The 16,280-nt window shown below is 58.2% G+C and carries 13 protein-coding genes; 8 read left to right on the top strand and 5 right to left on the bottom strand.

Features of this window, described 5'->3' with window-relative positions:
- Positions 1 to 41 precede the first annotated feature (41 nt).
- Positions 42 to 641: a LemA family protein gene (locus ACFPM8_RS01845; protein WP_378994363.1), complete on the top strand. Its 600-nt coding sequence runs from the start codon at positions 42 to 44 to the stop codon at positions 639 to 641.
- Positions 641 to 1,546 (top strand): TPM domain-containing protein, encoded by a 906-nt coding sequence (locus ACFPM8_RS01850; RefSeq protein ID WP_378994365.1) that lies wholly within the window; start codon positions 641 to 643, stop codon positions 1,544 to 1,546. Before ACFPM8_RS01845 ends, ACFPM8_RS01850 begins: the two co-directional genes overlap by 1 nt.
- A gap of 47 nt (positions 1,547 to 1,593) precedes the next feature.
- Here ACFPM8_RS01850 and dacB read toward each other — a convergent pair whose 3' ends face one another.
- Positions 1,594 to 3,015, bottom strand: a complete 1,422-nt coding sequence (gene dacB, locus ACFPM8_RS01855) for a D-alanyl-D-alanine carboxypeptidase/D-alanyl-D-alanine endopeptidase (RefSeq protein ID WP_378994367.1) — start codon at positions 3,013 to 3,015, stop codon at positions 1,594 to 1,596.
- Positions 3,016 to 3,193: 178 nt separating this feature from the next.
- On the bottom strand, positions 3,194 to 3,376 hold the full coding sequence (locus ACFPM8_RS01860) for a hypothetical protein (protein WP_378994369.1): 183 nt from the start codon (positions 3,374 to 3,376) through the stop codon (positions 3,194 to 3,196).
- 694 nt (positions 3,377 to 4,070) lie between these two features.
- On the opposite strand from ACFPM8_RS01860, the gene mgtA reads away from it, so the two are divergent.
- On the top strand, positions 4,071 to 6,833 hold the full coding sequence (gene mgtA / locus ACFPM8_RS01865) for a magnesium-translocating P-type ATPase (RefSeq protein WP_378994371.1): 2,763 nt from the start codon (positions 4,071 to 4,073) through the stop codon (positions 6,831 to 6,833).
- A gap of 308 nt (positions 6,834 to 7,141) precedes the next feature.
- On the opposite strand, the gene ACFPM8_RS01870 is transcribed toward mgtA, so the two are convergent.
- Together ACFPM8_RS01870 and ACFPM8_RS01875 are read right to left on the bottom strand one after the other, a co-directional pair.
- Positions 7,142 to 7,795 (bottom strand): DUF1345 domain-containing protein, encoded by a 654-nt coding sequence (locus tag ACFPM8_RS01870; protein WP_378994373.1) that lies wholly within the window; start codon positions 7,793 to 7,795, stop codon positions 7,142 to 7,144.
- A gap of 64 nt (positions 7,796 to 7,859) precedes the next feature.
- Positions 7,860 to 9,689: a rhomboid family intramembrane serine protease gene (locus ACFPM8_RS01875; RefSeq protein ID WP_378994376.1), complete on the bottom strand. Its 1,830-nt coding sequence runs from the start codon at positions 9,687 to 9,689 to the stop codon at positions 7,860 to 7,862.
- Between the two features lie 489 nt (positions 9,690 to 10,178).
- On the opposite strand from ACFPM8_RS01875, the gene groES reads away from it, so the two are divergent.
- The 5 genes from groES to ACFPM8_RS01900 all read left to right on the top strand — a co-directional run bounded on the left by groES (position 10,179) and on the right by ACFPM8_RS01900 (position 15,175).
- Positions 10,179 to 10,472 (top strand): co-chaperone GroES, encoded by a 294-nt coding sequence (gene groES / locus ACFPM8_RS01880; RefSeq protein WP_378994379.1) that lies wholly within the window; start codon positions 10,179 to 10,181, stop codon positions 10,470 to 10,472.
- A gap of 139 nt (positions 10,473 to 10,611) precedes the next feature.
- Entirely contained in the window at positions 10,612 to 12,264 is a 1,653-nt protein-coding gene (groL, locus tag ACFPM8_RS01885; RefSeq protein WP_378994380.1) for a chaperonin GroEL, read from the top strand.
- 378 nt (positions 12,265 to 12,642) lie between these two features.
- Positions 12,643 to 13,692, top strand: a complete 1,050-nt coding sequence (locus ACFPM8_RS01890) for a methionine ABC transporter ATP-binding protein (protein ID WP_378994382.1) — start codon at positions 12,643 to 12,645, stop codon at positions 13,690 to 13,692.
- Entirely contained in the window at positions 13,682 to 14,335 is a 654-nt protein-coding gene (locus tag ACFPM8_RS01895; protein WP_378994384.1) for a methionine ABC transporter permease, read from the top strand. Before ACFPM8_RS01890 ends, ACFPM8_RS01895 begins: the two co-directional genes overlap by 11 nt.
- A 39-nt stretch (positions 14,336 to 14,374) precedes the next feature.
- Positions 14,375 to 15,175, top strand: a complete 801-nt coding sequence (locus tag ACFPM8_RS01900; RefSeq protein ID WP_378994386.1) for a MetQ/NlpA family ABC transporter substrate-binding protein — start codon at positions 14,375 to 14,377, stop codon at positions 15,173 to 15,175.
- A gap of 109 nt (positions 15,176 to 15,284) precedes the next feature.
- Here ACFPM8_RS01900 and ACFPM8_RS21515 read toward each other — a convergent pair whose 3' ends face one another.
- Positions 15,285 to 16,019 carry a YadA family autotransporter adhesin gene (locus tag ACFPM8_RS21515; RefSeq protein WP_465263045.1) on the bottom strand — a complete coding sequence of 245 codons (735 nt, stop codon included), beginning with the start codon at positions 16,017 to 16,019 and terminating at the stop codon, positions 15,285 to 15,287.
- Positions 16,020 to 16,280: the final 261 nt, after the last annotated feature.

Consider the following 16,280-nt stretch of genomic DNA (forward strand, 5'->3'; position numbering starts at 1 on the left):
TAACGTGCGCCACGATTGTTTCTTTTTATCAGGATTGCTTAATGAAAACTTATTTTAAATGGCTGGCAATTGCCGCCTTCGCCTCGCTACTCAGCGCTTGCGGTTATAACGATTTCCAGAGCAAGGATGAAGCGGTCAAGGCCGCCTGGGGCGAAGTGATCAACCAATATCAGGGGCGGGCCGACCTGGTGCCTAAAATTGCGCAGATCGTGAAAGCTTATGCGGTCCACGAAGAAGGTACTTTCGAGGCGGTCACCAAGGCGCGCTCGGCGGCCACCAGTTTCCAGATCACGCCGGAGGTGCTGACCAATCCGGAAGCATTCAATAAATTCCAGCAAGTGCAGGGCGAACTGTCGTCGGCGTTGTCGCGCCTGATGGCGGTGTCCGAGAATTACCCGCAGCTGAAAGCCGACGGCCTGTATCGCGATGCCCAATCGCAACTGGAAGGCATCGAAAACCGCATCAAGGTTGCGCGTAATCGTTACATCGTGGCGGTCCGGGATTATAACGTGCTGGCACGCAGCTTCCCGACCAACCTGACGGCCAAGGCGATGGATTACGCGGTCAAGCCATCTTTCACGGTGGATAACGAAAAAGCCATTTCGACCTCGCCCGAAGTGGATTTCGGCGGCAAGAAATAATGCCCCACGCTGCACCGGCATCGCTTCCTCGGGCGCGGCATGACTTGTTGCGCCTGGCGCTGGCATGGTGGCTGGCGCTGCTAGCGCTGTGCGCGATGCCGGCCGGTGCGCAAGCACTGGCGGCCCAGGTGCAAGTGCCGCCGTTGCATGCGCACGTCACCGACCTGGCCGGCATGCTCCAGCCCGGGCAGCGCAGTACGCTGGAACATGTATTGGCCGAATACGAAGCACGCAGCGGCAGCCAGATCGCGATTCTATTGATCAGCAAAACCGAGCCGGAGGGCATCGAGGATTACGCCATCCGTGTCGCCGATGCCTGGAAAGTCGGCCGCAAGGGGATAGACGACGGCGTCATCCTGATCGTCGCCAAAGACAATCCCAAGGCCTTGCGCCGCATGATGATCGCCACCGGGCGCGGGGTTCAGGGCAGCTTGACCGATGCCCAATCGAAGCGGGTACTGCAAGACGTCATCGCCCCGTACTTCGTCAAAAGCGATTATTACGGCGGGTTGACAGCCGGCGTCTCGGCCATCATGCCGCTGCTGGCACAGGAACATTTTGCCGCTCCTACCCGCAACCCGGAGCGGCAACATGCGCCCACCCCCGGCTGGTTTATCGCCCTGGTGTCAGCGTTCTTGCTGCTTTTTGGCTTCGCTGGATGGGCCGCCATCGTGTCGCGCAGGCGAAGTGCTCGCGCCAAAGTGCGCGGCGGCAGCACCAAGGCTCGTGGTGGCAGGGGTAATGGCAGTTCACTTGACAACAACACCAGGGACACCACCAACGGCTTCGTTCTTGGCAGCCTGTCAAGCTCAGGCGGCGGCGATAGCGGCAGCTCTGGCGGTGGCGGCGGACTTTCCGGCGACGGCGGCAGTTTCGACGGCGGCGGTGCGTCGGGAGACTGGTGATGGAGAAAGCCTAGGGCCGGTCAGCATTTGCCGACCGGCGGTCAAGCTCAACCGTTCTCATACACCCACTGCAACAGCGCATCCTGCGCCGCCTGCCCGCGCGGGGCATTGGCGTGATTGATCAGGCATACCACCGCATAATATTTTCCCGAGGCGGCCAGCACATAACCGGCAATCGCCCGCACATCGTTCAAGGTGCCGGTTTTGACGTGCGCCTGGCCCGCCACGGTTTGGCTCTTCAGGCGTTTGCGCATGGTGCCGTCGTAACCGACCAGCGGCATCGAAGAAACGAACTCCGGCATCGTCGGCGACTGGAATGCGGCGGCCATCATGCGTCCCATCGTGAGCGCCGAAATACGTTCGCTGCGAGATAGGCCAGAGCCGTTTTCGATCACCAGGCCGGTCGCATCGATACCCTTGTTGGCCAACCAGCTCTGCACTGCGCGCGCGCCGCGCTCCGGCGTCGCCGGCAGCTTCAAAATGTCGGCCGCAATCGTCAGCAACAGTTGGCGCGCCATGACATTGTTGCTGTATTTATTAATATCGCGAATCACCTCCGGCAAGCTGACCGAGGACCATTCGGTAATCAGGCGCGCCTCGGGCGGCAGCGCGCCGCTTTTGACGCTGCCGCTGAAAGTACCGCCCAGGTCGGCCCACATTTGTCGGAACACGGCGCCGAAATATTGGGTCGAGTTCATCTTGTAGGGATTGACGTACCAGGTCTTCTCGCCGCAGGACGCCGGCAGCACGCCATTGAAACTGGCGCCGTTGGCGTCGATGGAGGCCTGCAGTTTGCCTTGCCAGTCATCGCAACCGCCCTTGCCCAGGCGCGGCGCCTTGATCGGATAAGCGGCCAGCGGCGGATCGACCGTAACATTGACCTGGCCGCTACTCTGGTCCGGCGCGAAGCGGAAAGTAATCGCTTTGTAATTCAGCAGCAAGGCATCCGGGCCGACGTTGTAGGGCTTCATCGGATCGCCGTCGAACTGCGACGGGTCGTAGGCGTTCTCATCGAAGGTGCTGCGGTCCAGCACCACGTTGCCGCGGATGTCGCGAATCCCCTTGGCGCGAATCTGGCGCAGGAACAGCCAGAAGTTTTCCAGCACCAGCTTGGGATCGCCATTGCCTTTGAAGATCAAATCGCCCTGCAATACATTGCCGACCTGGTTGCCATCGGTATAAGCCTGGGTTTTCCAACTGTAGGTCGGCCCCAGCAATTCCAGCGCCGCACCGGTAGTCACCAGCTTCATGGTCGACGCCGGATTGAGCGCGACGCCGGCATTGGCCGACGCCAGCACTTTGCCGCCGACACTGGCTTCCTGTACATACACGCCGACGTTCTGCGCCGGAATGGCGGCGACTTGCAACGCTTTGCTGAACGGCTGCGGCAACTCTTGAGCCTGACTGTTCGACAACAATACGGAAGAGGATAAAGCGGCGGCGAGGCTGAGCGCGTGGAGTTTGTTCAAATGAGCACCGGTGAGAAAGTAAGTTTGCGCAGGATTATCCCACGCGATCACGCGATGCCAACGACAGAAATAGGCGAAATATGACGATTGGCCTGGACCAATCAGCGGACGGGAATCTGCGGCCGTATCAGGCAAACCGGCCCACAAGTTGCACGACCCGACAGTAGCGTGCAAGCAGTCAAATCAGGGCCGGCAATGTTTCCAGAAGAATCAGCGCCAACAACGCACCGCAAATGGCGCCGATGGCCCGCAGGCTGCCTTTGGCGAGTCTTGATGCAACCGGCACCTCGCCGAACAGTACCACCCCGGCAATCGTTATCGGCACAAAGAACAGGAGGTTGTGCGATATCAGGTTGAGCATGACGATCTCCTTGGCTTTAATTGTCATTTCAGTATAGTTTTTGCATTCCTCAAAACAAGATGAGATAAATAGCAGGCAGCAATGCCGTTTGAAAAATCGTGGAAAAATCCAATCAAAACAGCCGTATAACGACGTAGCTGACGACACCGTCCAGCCCCGTGCAATTTTTCTTGACCGCCATCGGTGGCGCGGCTAATATCCGCTGGTCTTAATTTTATGGAGCCCCTTAATGGGCACTTGTTCGAGTGACAGTTGTTGCCAGACCAGCTCTGGCGCCGCCTCGGCAAGATAACGCAGGACTCCCCTGCCGTCGTCTCGCCACTGGCGGATGATGGTATCCCGATGTTCGGAACATGTTTCCGGACGCTCAGTTTTCCTCTACCTGATCTTTGCAAAGCTGCGTCGCCCTACCGGCATCGCGCTGCGCATCATTGGTTCCGACAGCGGCAGGCCGCGCTATCGAAACTGCTCGAACATGCCGTCCGCGAGGGCAACACGCGATTTCTGTCATCAAGATGTCATTGATCGAAATTACAGTCTGTGGCCGCGCCGGTCGCACTTTTTTCGCTGTTACAAAGTGCCTGTCATCCAGACAGATTGCCGCTCGTTAACATAAAGTTAAAAATCGCCACGGTGATTCAGGTACGATAATCGCCGACAGCCGAACGCATTGCATGAAAGAAGAAGAACACCCATGAATTTGAATCTCCTCACAGAAACATTCGTCAGTTTTGTTCGCTCGCATGGCATGGATCGCCACTTCCGCCGGTTTGGCGCCGACATGTTCCGCAGTACGCCGGTCACCAAGGAAGTGCCGATACCGTTGGCGCAAAAACTGTCGTCGGCAGCGCATCTCGATATCACCGAACTCTTCACGCAATTGCGTAGCCGCGCCGATGGCCTGACCGAAGCCGAGGCGGACGAGATTCTCGACCAGGTCGGTCCCAACGAAGTCGAGCACGAAAAGCCGATCTCATGGTGGGTGCATCTGTGGCAATGCTACAAAAATCCATTCAATCTGCTGCTGACAGTGCTGGCCGGCGTGTCGTATGTCACAGAGGACATGAAAGCCACCGTGGTCATCGGCTCGATGGTGGTGCTGTCGACCTTGATGCGTTTCATCCAGGAATCGCGCTCCAACACTGCCGCCGACAAACTCAAGGAAATGGTCAGCAATACCGCGACGGTACTGCGCCACGACCTCCCTGCAGACAATGGCGAAGAAGCAGTACGAAACGCTGATATCAACTTGCATCCGAGGGCCGCACGACGCATCGAACTGCCGATCAAGAAGCTGGTGCCGGGCGACATCGTCCAGCTGTCGGCCGGCGACATGATCCCGGCCGACCTCCGTTTGCTGACCGCCAAAGACCTGTTCATCAGCCAGGCCGCGATGACCGGCGAATCGCTGCCGGTCGAGAAATTCATCACTCACCGCGGCACCGGTGTCAACAACCCGCTGGAGCTGGACAACCTGTGCTTCATGGGAACCAACGTCGTCAGCGGCGCGGCCACCGCGATTGTGGTCACCACCGGCAATCAAACCTACTTCGGCGCGCTGGCCGAGCGCGTCACCGCCACCAGCCGCGCGCCGACCGCATTCCAGGCCGGCGTCAACCAGGTCAGCTGGCTGTTGATCCGCTTCATGCTGGTGATGACGCCCATCGTGTTTTTCCTGAACGGCTATACCAAAGGCGACTGGGTCGAGGCGTTTCTGTTCGCGATGTCGATCGCGGTCGGCCTGACCCCGGAAATGCTGCCGATGATCGTCACCTCGACCTTGGCCAAAGGCGCGGTGGCGCTGTCGCGCAAGAAGGTGATCGTGAAACGGCTGGATGCGATTCAAAACTTCGGCGCGATGGATGTGCTGTGCACCGACAAGACCGGGACCCTGACGCAGGACCGGATTTTCCTGGAACGCCACACCGACATTCTGGGCGAGCCGGACGACCTGGTGCTGGAATACGCCTATCTCAACAGCCACTATCAAACCGGCCTGAAAAACCTGCTCGACGTTGCCGTCCTCGAACACGCTGAACTGCAACGCGAAATGGCGCTGGCATCGGCCTACCGCAAGGTCGACGAAATCCCGTTCGACTTCCAGCGGCGCCGGATGTCGGTGGTGGTCAGCGAACGCGAAGACCATCACGAATTGATCTGCAAGGGCGCAGTGGAAGAGATCGTCTCGATCTGCACCCACGCCCGTCACAATGGCCAGGTGGTGCCGTTCACCGAGGAACTGCTGAAAGAAATCTACGAAACCACGTCCAGCCTGAACGCCGAGGGCTTGCGCGTGGTGGCGGTCGCCGCCAAGGATCTGCCGCCGACCAAGGAAGTGTATAGCGTCGCCGATGAATGCGAGCTGGTGCTGATCGGTTACATCGCCTTCCTCGATCCGCCGAAGGAATCGACCAAACCGGCCCTCACCGCGCTCAAGGAACATGGGGTTACGGTCAAGATTTTGACCGGCGACAACGAGCTGGTGACCGCAAAAATCTGCCGTCAGGTAGGCTTGACCGTCGACGGCATGTTGCTCGGCTCGGATGTCGAAAACATGAGCGATGCCGAACTGAGCGTCGCCGTCGATACCACCACCGTGTTCGCCAAGCTCAGCCCGACCCACAAGGAACGCATCGTGCGCGTGCTGCACGACAAGGGCCACGTGGTCGGCTTCATGGGGGACGGCATCAACGATGCGCCGGCATTGCGCGCCGCGGATATCGGCATTTCGGTCGATACCGCAGTCGATATCGCCAAGGAAGCCGCCGATATCATCCTGCTGGAAAAGAGCTTGATGGTGCTGGAGGAAGGCGTGCTGGAAGGCCGCAAAACTTTCGCCAACATGCTGAAATACATCAAGATGACCGCCAGCTCCAACTTCGGCAATGTGTTTTCAGTGCTGGTGGCCAGCGCCTTCCTGCCGTTCCTGCCGATGCTGCCGTTACAGCTGTTGGTACAAAACCTGCTGTACGACATTTCGCAAATCACGATCCCGTTCGACAACGTCGATAAAGAATTCCTGGTAAAACCGCAGCGCTGGAACGCTGGCGAAATCGGTCGCTTCATGGTCTACTTCGGCCCGATCAGCTCGATCTTCGACATCAGCACCTTTGCCTTGTTGTGGTACGTCTTCGGCGCCAATGCACCGGAGCATCAAACACTGTTCCAATCGGGCTGGTTCATCGAAGGCTTGCTGTCGCAAACGCTGATCGTGCACATGATCCGCACCCGCAAGATTCCGTTCTTCCAAAGCCGCGCCTCCTGGCCGCTGCTGAGCATGACCATCGTCATCATGATGGTCGGCATCCTGCTGCCGATGTCGATGCTGGCGAATTACTTCAAGATGCAAGCGCTGCCGCTGACCTATTTCCCTTGGCTGATAGCGATCCTGGTGGCCTATGCGGTGCTGACGCAGGCGATGAAAGGCTGGTATGCGCGGCGCTATGGCTGGCAATAGAAAGGTAAGCGGACGTTGTTCGTAGTACGTTAAAAAGGGGCCGAGTTTATAAAAAACTCGGCCCCTTTTTTTTCGACGGCCAGTAGGTCGGAAAAGCGCAGCCCTTGCAGGGCGCGTATCCGCTTACAAGCGGATACCGTTACGCAGGCAGATGACATGCCATCTGAAACCCCTGCTACACCCTTCCGACGAGCATAGTGGATCTACCTGCCAAGTCCATCAAACGCATCAGTCATGCGCTTTTCGATATTCAGCGGTCTGCTGCGTCGGAAGGCGCTGCGCTTTTCCGACCTACGGGTTACGGCAGCTCAAGACACCAGCCCGGCCGCTATATTGATCGACAAACCCAGAATCGCGGAATTGAACAAGAAGGTCAGCACCGACTGCGTCAATACGGTCTTGCGCATCGAACGGGTCATTACGCTGACATCGGAAGTCTGCACGGCGACCGCCATCGTGAACGAGAAATACAGGAAATCCCAATAATCCGGGTTCTTTTCATCGTCAGGAAAACGCAGCGGCAACTTGTCGCCGGCAGTACTGTAGAAAATCCGGGCATAGTGCAGCGCAAAAATGGTCCCAACCAGGAACCACGAACCCAGCACCGTCAGCCCGGTGAACAGATAGCGCAGTTCTTTAGGACCCGGCAAGAAATCCTTGGCCTGAGACAGCCCGAACACCACCGCGCCGATGCTGGAAATGGCTGCTACGCAAATCAGCGCCAGGATCACGGTGTCCTTCTCATCCTCGATCGCAGCGCGCCTTCTTACCTGCGCCGGCCGCGCCCTGGCCATCATCCACCAGATCGCCATCAGATAACCCCACACCCCGGCGTTCCAGCCGATCAGCGCGCGCGTGATGGCCGAGCCTTTCGGCAGCAGCGCCCAGACGACTACGCCCAGGACCAACGACAACATCAGGCGTGGATGAGTATGGAAAATCAATCTGGCGATGCGATGCATGACTTGGATGTCCTATAAAAAATTTACCGACTGCCGCCGGAAGCTGGCGACAGCCGAATTCAAGCTATTGACCAAATGCGGATTGAGCACCCGGGGTTTGCCAGCACAGTCCCTCGCTATTTTGCGCTTCGTCGTTTAGTGCCTGCGCTTCTTTGAGACTCATCGTTTTGGTGACATCCTGCAGCGTGACGCTGGCGGCATTGTCATTCATGACCAGCAAGCTCTTATTATCGGCAAGAAGACGTATCGCACCCGGCCCATGTTCGGCCGGCAGCGCGCCGACAACCTTGCGCGTGGCCGGGCGCAGCAAGAGCGTGCGCTGGCTTTCGTTCAGCGGCAGCGCTATCAGCGTGCCGTCGGCATTGATGTCAAAGCTGTAGCCGTGGGTGCCTTCGCAAAGCGGCAACTGCTTTTTCAGCGCCAGCGCTGCCGTGTCGATCAGGGAAAAACGGTTATCGCTCAATACCCACAGCGATTTACCACCCTGCTGAAGTTTGATGTCATACGCATTCTCTTCGGCCGGCAACGGAATTTGCTTCAGCACGCGGCGCGCTGCCGTGTCGAAGACGTACAGCGAATTGTCCAATCCATCCAGCACGAACAAGCGTTGATTGTCGGCGGACAAGGTCAGCGAGGCCGGGCGACCGGGCGGCAAACCTTCCGTCGACGGCTTGCTCAAGGCAAGCGTTGCGATATTTTTTTGCGCGGCTGTATCAATCACCGAAACCGTGTTGTCGACGATGTTCAGCACATAGGCGAATTTGCCGTCGGACGACAGTGCAATGGCGCGCGGCCAGCTGCCGACCGCAACCTTGCCAATCACTGTGCCGGCATGCAGGTCGACGACGCTGACGGCATCACCGGCCAGGTCGGCTACATAGGCAAGGGCTTGGTCCGGACTGACGGCGATCGCCGGCCCCCGCACGCCAGGGCACTGCGGGCAGCCGCCCATGATGGGCTGCGCCTTGCCGCCGATGGTCTTGACTACGTTCTTGCTGGCCAGATCGATCACCGACACGGTATTCGCTTCAAAACTGGCCACATAAAGCCGTTTGCCATCCGCACTGACTGTGAAGCCGGACGGTCCGCTGCCAATCGCGACCTGCGCGCCTTCCGCCACTTCCTTGCTGACACTCGGTGCGCGCTGCTTCTCATCCTCCTGCGCAAGCTTTTCCGCATCGCGCTGCTCCTGCTCGGCTTGGTCTTTTTGCTGCTGGGCGTCGAGTTCCGCGACGAGCTGCACCTTCAAATCTTGCAAATCGCTGCTCGCAAATGCCGCCGGCCCCTGAATCCCCGATACCAGTGTCAGCGCCGCCAGCACGCCTTTGACGAAATACTGCGTCGATTTGCCCAGCCCATGCGACCAGCAAAATGCGGTGCCCAGCGCAAAACCGGCGAGCAGCCCGCCGATATGCGCAGCGTTGTCGATGCCGCTATTGGCAAAGCCGTAGGCCAGATTCATGCCGACGACCAAGGCGACGTTCTTGCCGCTCACGCGCTCAAGTTCCCCGAACTTATCCGTATGCCCAAACACCTTGGCGGCCAGGAATGCGCCGGCAAGCCCCATCAGCGCCCCGGATGCCCCCGCGCTGACGATCAAGTCCGGACGCGTGGTTTGCACAAACTGATACCCGACCGTCATCTGGAGCGACGAAACCTGGTGATAGCCATGCCAGACTGCGCTCAGCAACCCGCCGGCAATGCCGGAAAACAGATACAGCACCGCAAAGGCGAATTTGCCGAAATAACGCTCGGCAGATGGTCCCCAAGCCAATAGCACGGCCATATTGAACAGTAGGTGAACGATGCCGATATGCAGGAACATGCTGGTAGCCAGGCGCCAGCCCTCACCGGTCAGCGTGAGCGGCGCCAGATTGGCACCCCAGCGAATCATGTCTACATTGCTTGGCGACGTCGGACTGACGCCGCTGATGACCTGCGTGATAAAGACGCCGAGATTGACGAGCAGAAGCGATATCGTTAGTAAGGGCAGAGATGCTAGTTTCGGACGCGGTTCTGATTGATTAGGCTGGGTAAGCATGTTTTTTGGGAAAATTTCCGAGCAAAAACATTGAGCATATCAGCTGCGTGTGCTCGCAATGCTGCCAAATCGGGTTGTGCGGCTGCTTTTACTGTCCGCTCCCAAGAAAACGGCACTGAGGCGACAAAACCTTGCGCCACTCCGATAGCCCCCAAAAAAATGCGGGCTTGAAAAAACAGCATAGCGTCCCTATACTTAGCACTCGTCGGGAGAGAGTGCTAACAAGCCCTAACGACCTAGTCACTGTGCGGCGCATTCGAAAGCCAAGCTGAGCGGTGCAGTTCACTTTGCTGCGAAGTTGCCGCAAATACAAATAACCTGTTGAATCTCAAGGAGTCAAATATGAATCTTCGTCCTTTGCACGACCGCGTCATCGTCAAGCGTCTCGACCTGGAAACTAAAACCGCATCCGGTATCGTGCTGCCAGAAGCAGCTGCTGAAAAGCCGGATCAAGGTGAAATCCTGGCCGTCGGTAACGGCAAGATTCTGGATGACGGCAAAGTCCGTCCGCTGGCAGTCAAGGTTGGCGATCGCGTTTTGTTCGGCAAATACTCGGGTCAAGCGGTCAAGGTCGACGGCCAGGAACTGCTGGTTCTGCGCGAAGAAGATCTGTTCGCCGTAGTCGAAGGCAAGTAATTCGATTGCTTCGGATTGCTTTCAATAAGCAGCCTTTGCAATTTAACGGTTTTATCTGATCAGTTGAGGACAGCGTAATTCGCCGCACCGCGGCTCTTGAACCCTGTCCCGCAATGAGTCTTAATTAGGAGAAACAAACATGGCAGCAAAGCACGTAGTTTTCGGCGATGAAGCACGCGCCAAGATCGTCAACGGCGTCAACATTCTGGCTAACGCCGTTAAGGTAACTCTGGGTCCTAAGGGCCGTAACGTGGTTCTGGAGCGCAGCTTCGGCGCCCCAACCGTGACCAAGGACGGCGTTTCGGTTGCGAAAGAAATCGAACTGAAAGACAAGCTGGAAAACATGGGCGCGCAGCTGGTGAAAGAAGTCGCTTCCAAGACTTCCGACAATGCTGGTGACGGTACCACTACCGCAACCGTGCTGGCACAAGCCATCGTGCGTGAAGGCTTCAAATACGTAGCAGCCGGCTTCAACCCAGCCGACCTGAAACGCGGCATCGACAAAGCGGTCATCGCCATCGTTGCTGAAATCAAGGAACTGGCCAAGCCAACCACCACCAGCAAGGAAATCGCCCAAGTCGGTTCGATCTCCGCCAACTCCGACACCGATATCGGTGAAATCATTGCCAAGGCAATGGACAAAGTCGGCAAAGAAGGCGTGATCACCGTGGAAGACGGCAAATCGCTGGAAAACGAGCTGGACATCGTCGAAGGCATGCAATTCGACCGCGGCTACCTGTCGCCTTACTTCATCAACAACCAGGAAAAACAAATCGTTGCCCTGGAAAATCCATTTGTCCTGCTGTTCGACAAAAAGATCTCCAACATCCGCGATCTGCTGCCGGTACTGGAACAAGTTGCTAAATCCGGTCGCCCACTGCTGATCATCGCTGAAGATGTCGAAGGCGAAGCGCTGGCAACCCTGGTGGTCAACAACATCCGCGGCATCCTGAAGACTGCTGCTGTCAAGGCGCCTGGCTTCGGCGACCGTCGCAAGGCCATGCTGGAAGACATCGCTATCCTGACCGGCGGTCAAGTGATCGCTGAAGAAGTCGGCCTGACACTGGAAAAAGCCACTCTGGCAGAACTGGGCCAAGCCAAGCGCATCGAAATCGGCAAGGAAAACACCATCATCATCGACGGTGCCGGCGAAGCCATCACCATCGAAGCACGCGTCAAGCAAATCCGCGCTCAAATCGAAGAAGCCTCTTCCGATTACGACCGTGAAAAACTGCAAGAACGCGTTGCCAAGCTGGCTGGCGGTGTTGCACTGATCAAGGTTGGCGCTGCAACCGAAGTCGAAATGAAAGAAAAGAAAGCACGCGTTGAAGATGCATTGCACGCTACCCGCGCTGCAGTGGAAGAAGGCATCGTTCCTGGCGGCGGCGTGGCGTTCCTGCGCGCACGCGCTAACGTCAAGAACCTGAAAGGCGACAACGCCGATCAAGAAGCCGGCATCAAGATCGTGCTGCGTTCGATTGAAGAGCCACTGCGTCAAATCGTCATCAACGCTGGCGACGAAGCTTCGGTCGTGATCAACAAGGTCCTGGAAGGCAATGGCAACTACGGTTACAACGCTGCCAACGGCACCTACGGCGACCTGGTTGAAATGGGCGTTCTGGACCCAGCCAAGGTAACCCGTTCGGCATTGCAAAACGCCGCTTCGGTTGCCGGCTTGATCCTGACTACCGATGCCATGATCGCTGAACTGCCTGAAGACAAGTCGGCTGGCGGCATGCCAGGCGGCATGGGCGGTATGGGTGGCATGGGCGGTATGGACGGCATGATGTAATTTCGACGGGGTCGGATGATTCGGCCCCATCGAAGCGCCTTTATTTCGCTTCAAAAAAAGCCTGCGATGAGCAATCATCGCAGGCTTTTTGCTTATGGCCCTCTAAAAACTACTGCGCCACCCAATCTCGAGGCTGCGATGCTCACCGTACCTCCGTACGGCTCCGCTTCTCGCCCCGACCTTGGGCCGCTCGCTACATTTTTAGAGGGCCATATGAGACTCAATGCATCCCCTTATGCCTAAAGGTAATATAGCCATGCCTAAATGTTTCTTTTAATCATAAGTAAATGCTTATAAGATCATCGCCTACTTAAAAACATAACGGCGGCGGGATTGTTGAGTTCGCAACAATCAGCTGCTTTTTTTTTCATGCCGACGATGATAGAAATAAAAGCGCTTACCCAACGTTTCAATGGCGCGCGCGGCCCGGTGGATGCGGTGCGCGACGTCAACCTGTCGATTCGCAAGGGCGAAATCTTTGGCATCATCGGCCGCAGCGGCGCCGGCAAAAGTACCCTGGTGCGCACCCTCAACCTGCTGAACCGCCCTACTTCCGGCAACATCATCGTCGACGGCAAAGACATGACCGCGCTGAATGCCGACCAATTGCGTGCGGCGCGGCGCGAGATCGGCATGATCTTCCAGCATTTCAATCTGCTGTCGTCGCGCACCGTGTACGACAACATTGCATTGCCGCTGGAACTGGCCGGCATGGACAAGGTCGCGATCAGCAAAAAGGTGACGCCGCTGCTGGAACTGGTCGGCCTGACTGCATTAAAGGATAGCTATCCGGCGCAAATCAGCGGCGGCCAAAAGCAGCGTGTCGGCATCGCTCGCGCGCTAGCCAATGAGCCCAAGGTTTTACTGTCCGACGAAGCCACCTCCGCACTCGACCCCGAAACCACGCGCTCGATACTGGAGCTGCTGCGCAAGATCAACCGCGAGCTGAGCCTGACCATCGTCCTGATTACGCACCAGATGGAAGTAATCAAGATGATCTGCGACCGCATGGCGGTGATGGAAGCCGGCGCAGTAGTTGAGCATGGCGCAGTGCTGGAATTGTTCCGCTCCCCAAAACACGCGGTGACGCGAGCCCTGATCGGCGACGTGATTGCGCAGGAATTGCCGCCCGGCGTGTTGCAACGCTTGCGCGCGCGGCTGGCCAGCAGCGACGCCGGCGCCGGCTCCGATCACTTGTTCCGTTTTGCGTTTACCGGCGCCGGCGTCGATCAGCCGCTGCTGTCGGCCGCGGTCCGCAAATTCGACCTGGACTTCAATATCCTGCATGGCCAGATCGATGAAATCCAGGGTCAGGCATTTGGCTCGCTGGCGATCCTGGCCAACGGCAGCAGCGCCAACATCAGCGCTGCGATGGCCTATCTCAGCGCCCAGGGCGTCACCGTCGAGGAGTTAAATCATGTCATCTGAAATGCTCGATCTATTCCTGTCGTCATTCGGCGAAACGCTGATGATGGTCGGCATCTCCGGCATCCTCGGCGCGCTGCTCGGCGTACCGCTGGGGATTGCCCTGCATCTGACCGGCCGCGACGGCATCTTGCCGCATCCGATTTTCAATCGCGTGGCGGGGCTGATCGTCAATGCGGTGCGATCGACCCCATTCATCATCCTGCTGGTTGCGGTGATTCCATTCACCCGCTTCTTTGTCGGCACCTCGATCGGCACGGCGGCCGCCATCGTGCCGCTGACGATTGCATCGGCGCCGTTCATCGCCCGCCTGGTGGAAACCGCGCTGCGCGAAGTCGAGCACGGCTTGATTGAAGCGGCACAGGCAATGGGCGCCACCACCTGGCAAATCGTCTACAAAGTGCTGGTGCCTGAGGCATTTGCCGGCATCGTTGCCGGCTTGACGATCACCTTCGTCAGTCTGGTCGGTTACTCCGCGATGGCAGGCGCGATTGGCGGCGGCGGTCTGGGAGACCTCGGGATCCGCTACGGTTATCAGCGCTTTTTGCCGGAGGTGATGCTGATCGTGGTGTTGATCCTGATCGTCTTCGTGCAATTGGTACAGACGCTGGGCGACGTGTTGGTGCGTCGCCTCAGCCACCGATAATTATGTCAACAGGCCCTAGCAATTTTTAAAAGGAAAAATATGCATCGTCGTCAATTAATCCAATTCTTTGCAGGACTTGGCATCGCCGCCGGTCTGGCTTCAAGTGCCGCGTTTGCGCAAGACAAACCGATCAAGATCGGCGCCACCGGCGGCCCGCACACGCAAATTCTGGAAGTCGTCAAAAAGATCGCGGCCAAGGATGGCCTGAACATCCAGATCGTCGAGTTCAGCGATTACGTGCAGCCGAATGCAGCGTTGGCGGCTGGCGATCTGGACGCCAACAGCTATCAGCATCTACCCTACCTGGAAGCGCAAATCAAGGATCGCGGCTACAAGTTCGCGAATGCCGGCTATACCATCACGTTCCCGATGGGCGTTTATTCCAAAAAAGTGAAAGCGCTGAAAGACCTGAAAGCCGGCGCCCGCATCGGCATCCCCAACGACCCCACCAACGGCGGTCGCGCTTTGCTGCTGTTGCAGGCGCAGGGTTTGTTGAAACTGAAAGCGGATGCCGGCCTGCAAGCGACCCCGCTGGATATCGCCGACAATCCAAAAAAACTGAAGATTGTGGAAATCGACGCCGCGCAATTGCCGCGCTCGCTGGATGACCTAGACGCCGCCGCCATCAATGGCAATTACGCGGAATCGGCCGGCCTCGACCCGACCAAGGACGGCATTGCAATCGAAGCCGCACGCGGACCGTATGCCAACGTGATCGCAGTCCGCTCCGCCGACAAGGACAAGCCCTGGGTCGCCAAACTGCTCAAGGCCTACCGCAGCCCCGAAGTCAAACAGTACATCGTCAGCCAGTTTAAAAGCGCTGTGATTCCAGCCTGGTAAGCAAGGCCCCCTCGATAAAAAACCCGCGAAGCCGAAAGGCATCGCGGGTTTTTTTCTTGCCGGATGGCGGGGAGTACCACTCCCGCTTCCCTATCCGATCACCAGGGCATTACTTCCACTTGAAACCGTAACCTAGCTGGAAGGCCGAGTTTCTACCCGTGGTGCTGACGCCGGCGCCCCAGGAACTGTTGCCGCTGTCGCTGACCGACTTGAATTGCAGGGCCAGCGCACCGTAGCTCTGATAGGAACCGACGCCAACGCCAACCCCTTTTTCACCGCGCTCCAGGGTCGGCATCACCGCTCCCGACATCGCCATGCCCATCGCCACGCCAGAGTAGGCGATCCGCGCAACATTACCCACTTGGCTGGAAACTTCGCGCAGTTGTGCCAGATTCACGGCGTCGGTCGCATTGACGCCGGCGGCGACATTGGTAATGCGGCGTTCATTTCCGGCCGAGCCGACCGACACCGTATTGGCTTGATCGGCGACCGAATACGCCCCCAACGCCACCGAGCGGCTGGCAGTGGCCTGCGCCCCCGCGCCCATCGCCACCGCATCGCTGCCCGAGGCCAGCGCATTGTTGCCGATCGCTACAGTCGGATCGCCGGTAGCGCGGGCGTTATAACCGATCGCGACCGAGCCGGCCTGCGACGCCAGCGCACGGAAACCTACCGCCGTGGTATTGGTGTCGGTCGCTTGCGCGTTGGAGCCAAGCGCGGTTGCGCCATCCCTGGTCGCCTGCGCGCACAAGCCGGAACCGGTGGCATCGATGCCATTGACGTTGCTGCAGGTGGCCGCAACGACGTCGTTCACCTTGGTGCCGATCGCCCCCCGGGTTTGCATCGTGCCGTTTCTATTGGCGCCGCCGCTAGTGGTGCCGCCCAGCGCTCCACCGTTGGCGGCAGCGTTCTTGGCCGCATCGGTCAACGATGTCAGAGCGGTCGACAGAGAATTGGTGCCATTGGTGTTGGTGATCAGCCCGTTCGCCAGCGATGCCAGGCCGTTCAGACCAGTGGACAACGAAGCCAAACCGGTCGACAGCGAGGTAATCCCGGTCGAGGTTGAGGTCGACAATGAGCTCACATTGCTGTTGGTCGTGTTCAA

The sequence above is a fragment of the Paraherbaspirillum soli genome (genome assembly GCF_042654985.1).
GTDB lineage: Bacteria > Pseudomonadota > Gammaproteobacteria > Burkholderiales > Burkholderiaceae_D > Paraherbaspirillum > Paraherbaspirillum soli.

Coding starts and splice junctions, on each gene's coding strand:
- ACFPM8_RS01845 (WP_378994363.1), top strand. CDS start 42: ATGAAAACTTATTTTAAATGGCTGGCAATTGCCGCCTTCGCCTCGCTA.
- ACFPM8_RS01850 (WP_378994365.1), top strand. CDS start 641: ATGCCCCACGCTGCACCGGCATCGCTTCCTCGGGCGCGGCATGACTTG.
- ACFPM8_RS01860 (WP_378994369.1), bottom strand. CDS start 3,376: ATGCTCAACCTGATATCGCACAACCTCCTGTTCTTTGTGCCGATAACG.
- mgtA (WP_378994371.1), top strand. CDS start 4,071: ATGAATTTGAATCTCCTCACAGAAACATTCGTCAGTTTTGTTCGCTCG.
- ACFPM8_RS01870 (WP_378994373.1), bottom strand. CDS start 7,795: ATGCATCGCATCGCCAGATTGATTTTCCATACTCATCCACGCCTGATG.
- ACFPM8_RS01875 (WP_378994376.1), bottom strand. CDS start 9,689: ATGATTCGCTGGGGTGCCAATCTGGCGCCGCTCACGCTGACCGGTGAG.
- groES (WP_378994379.1), top strand. CDS start 10,179: ATGAATCTTCGTCCTTTGCACGACCGCGTCATCGTCAAGCGTCTCGAC.
- groL (WP_378994380.1), top strand. CDS start 10,612: ATGGCAGCAAAGCACGTAGTTTTCGGCGATGAAGCACGCGCCAAGATC.
- ACFPM8_RS01890 (WP_378994382.1), top strand. CDS start 12,643: ATGATAGAAATAAAAGCGCTTACCCAACGTTTCAATGGCGCGCGCGGC.
- ACFPM8_RS01895 (WP_378994384.1), top strand. CDS start 13,682: ATGTCATCTGAAATGCTCGATCTATTCCTGTCGTCATTCGGCGAAACG.
- ACFPM8_RS01900 (WP_378994386.1), top strand. CDS start 14,375: ATGCATCGTCGTCAATTAATCCAATTCTTTGCAGGACTTGGCATCGCC.
- ACFPM8_RS21515 (WP_465263045.1), bottom strand. CDS start 16,019: ATGCAAACCCGGGGGGCGATCGGCACCAAGGTGAACGACGTCGTTGCG.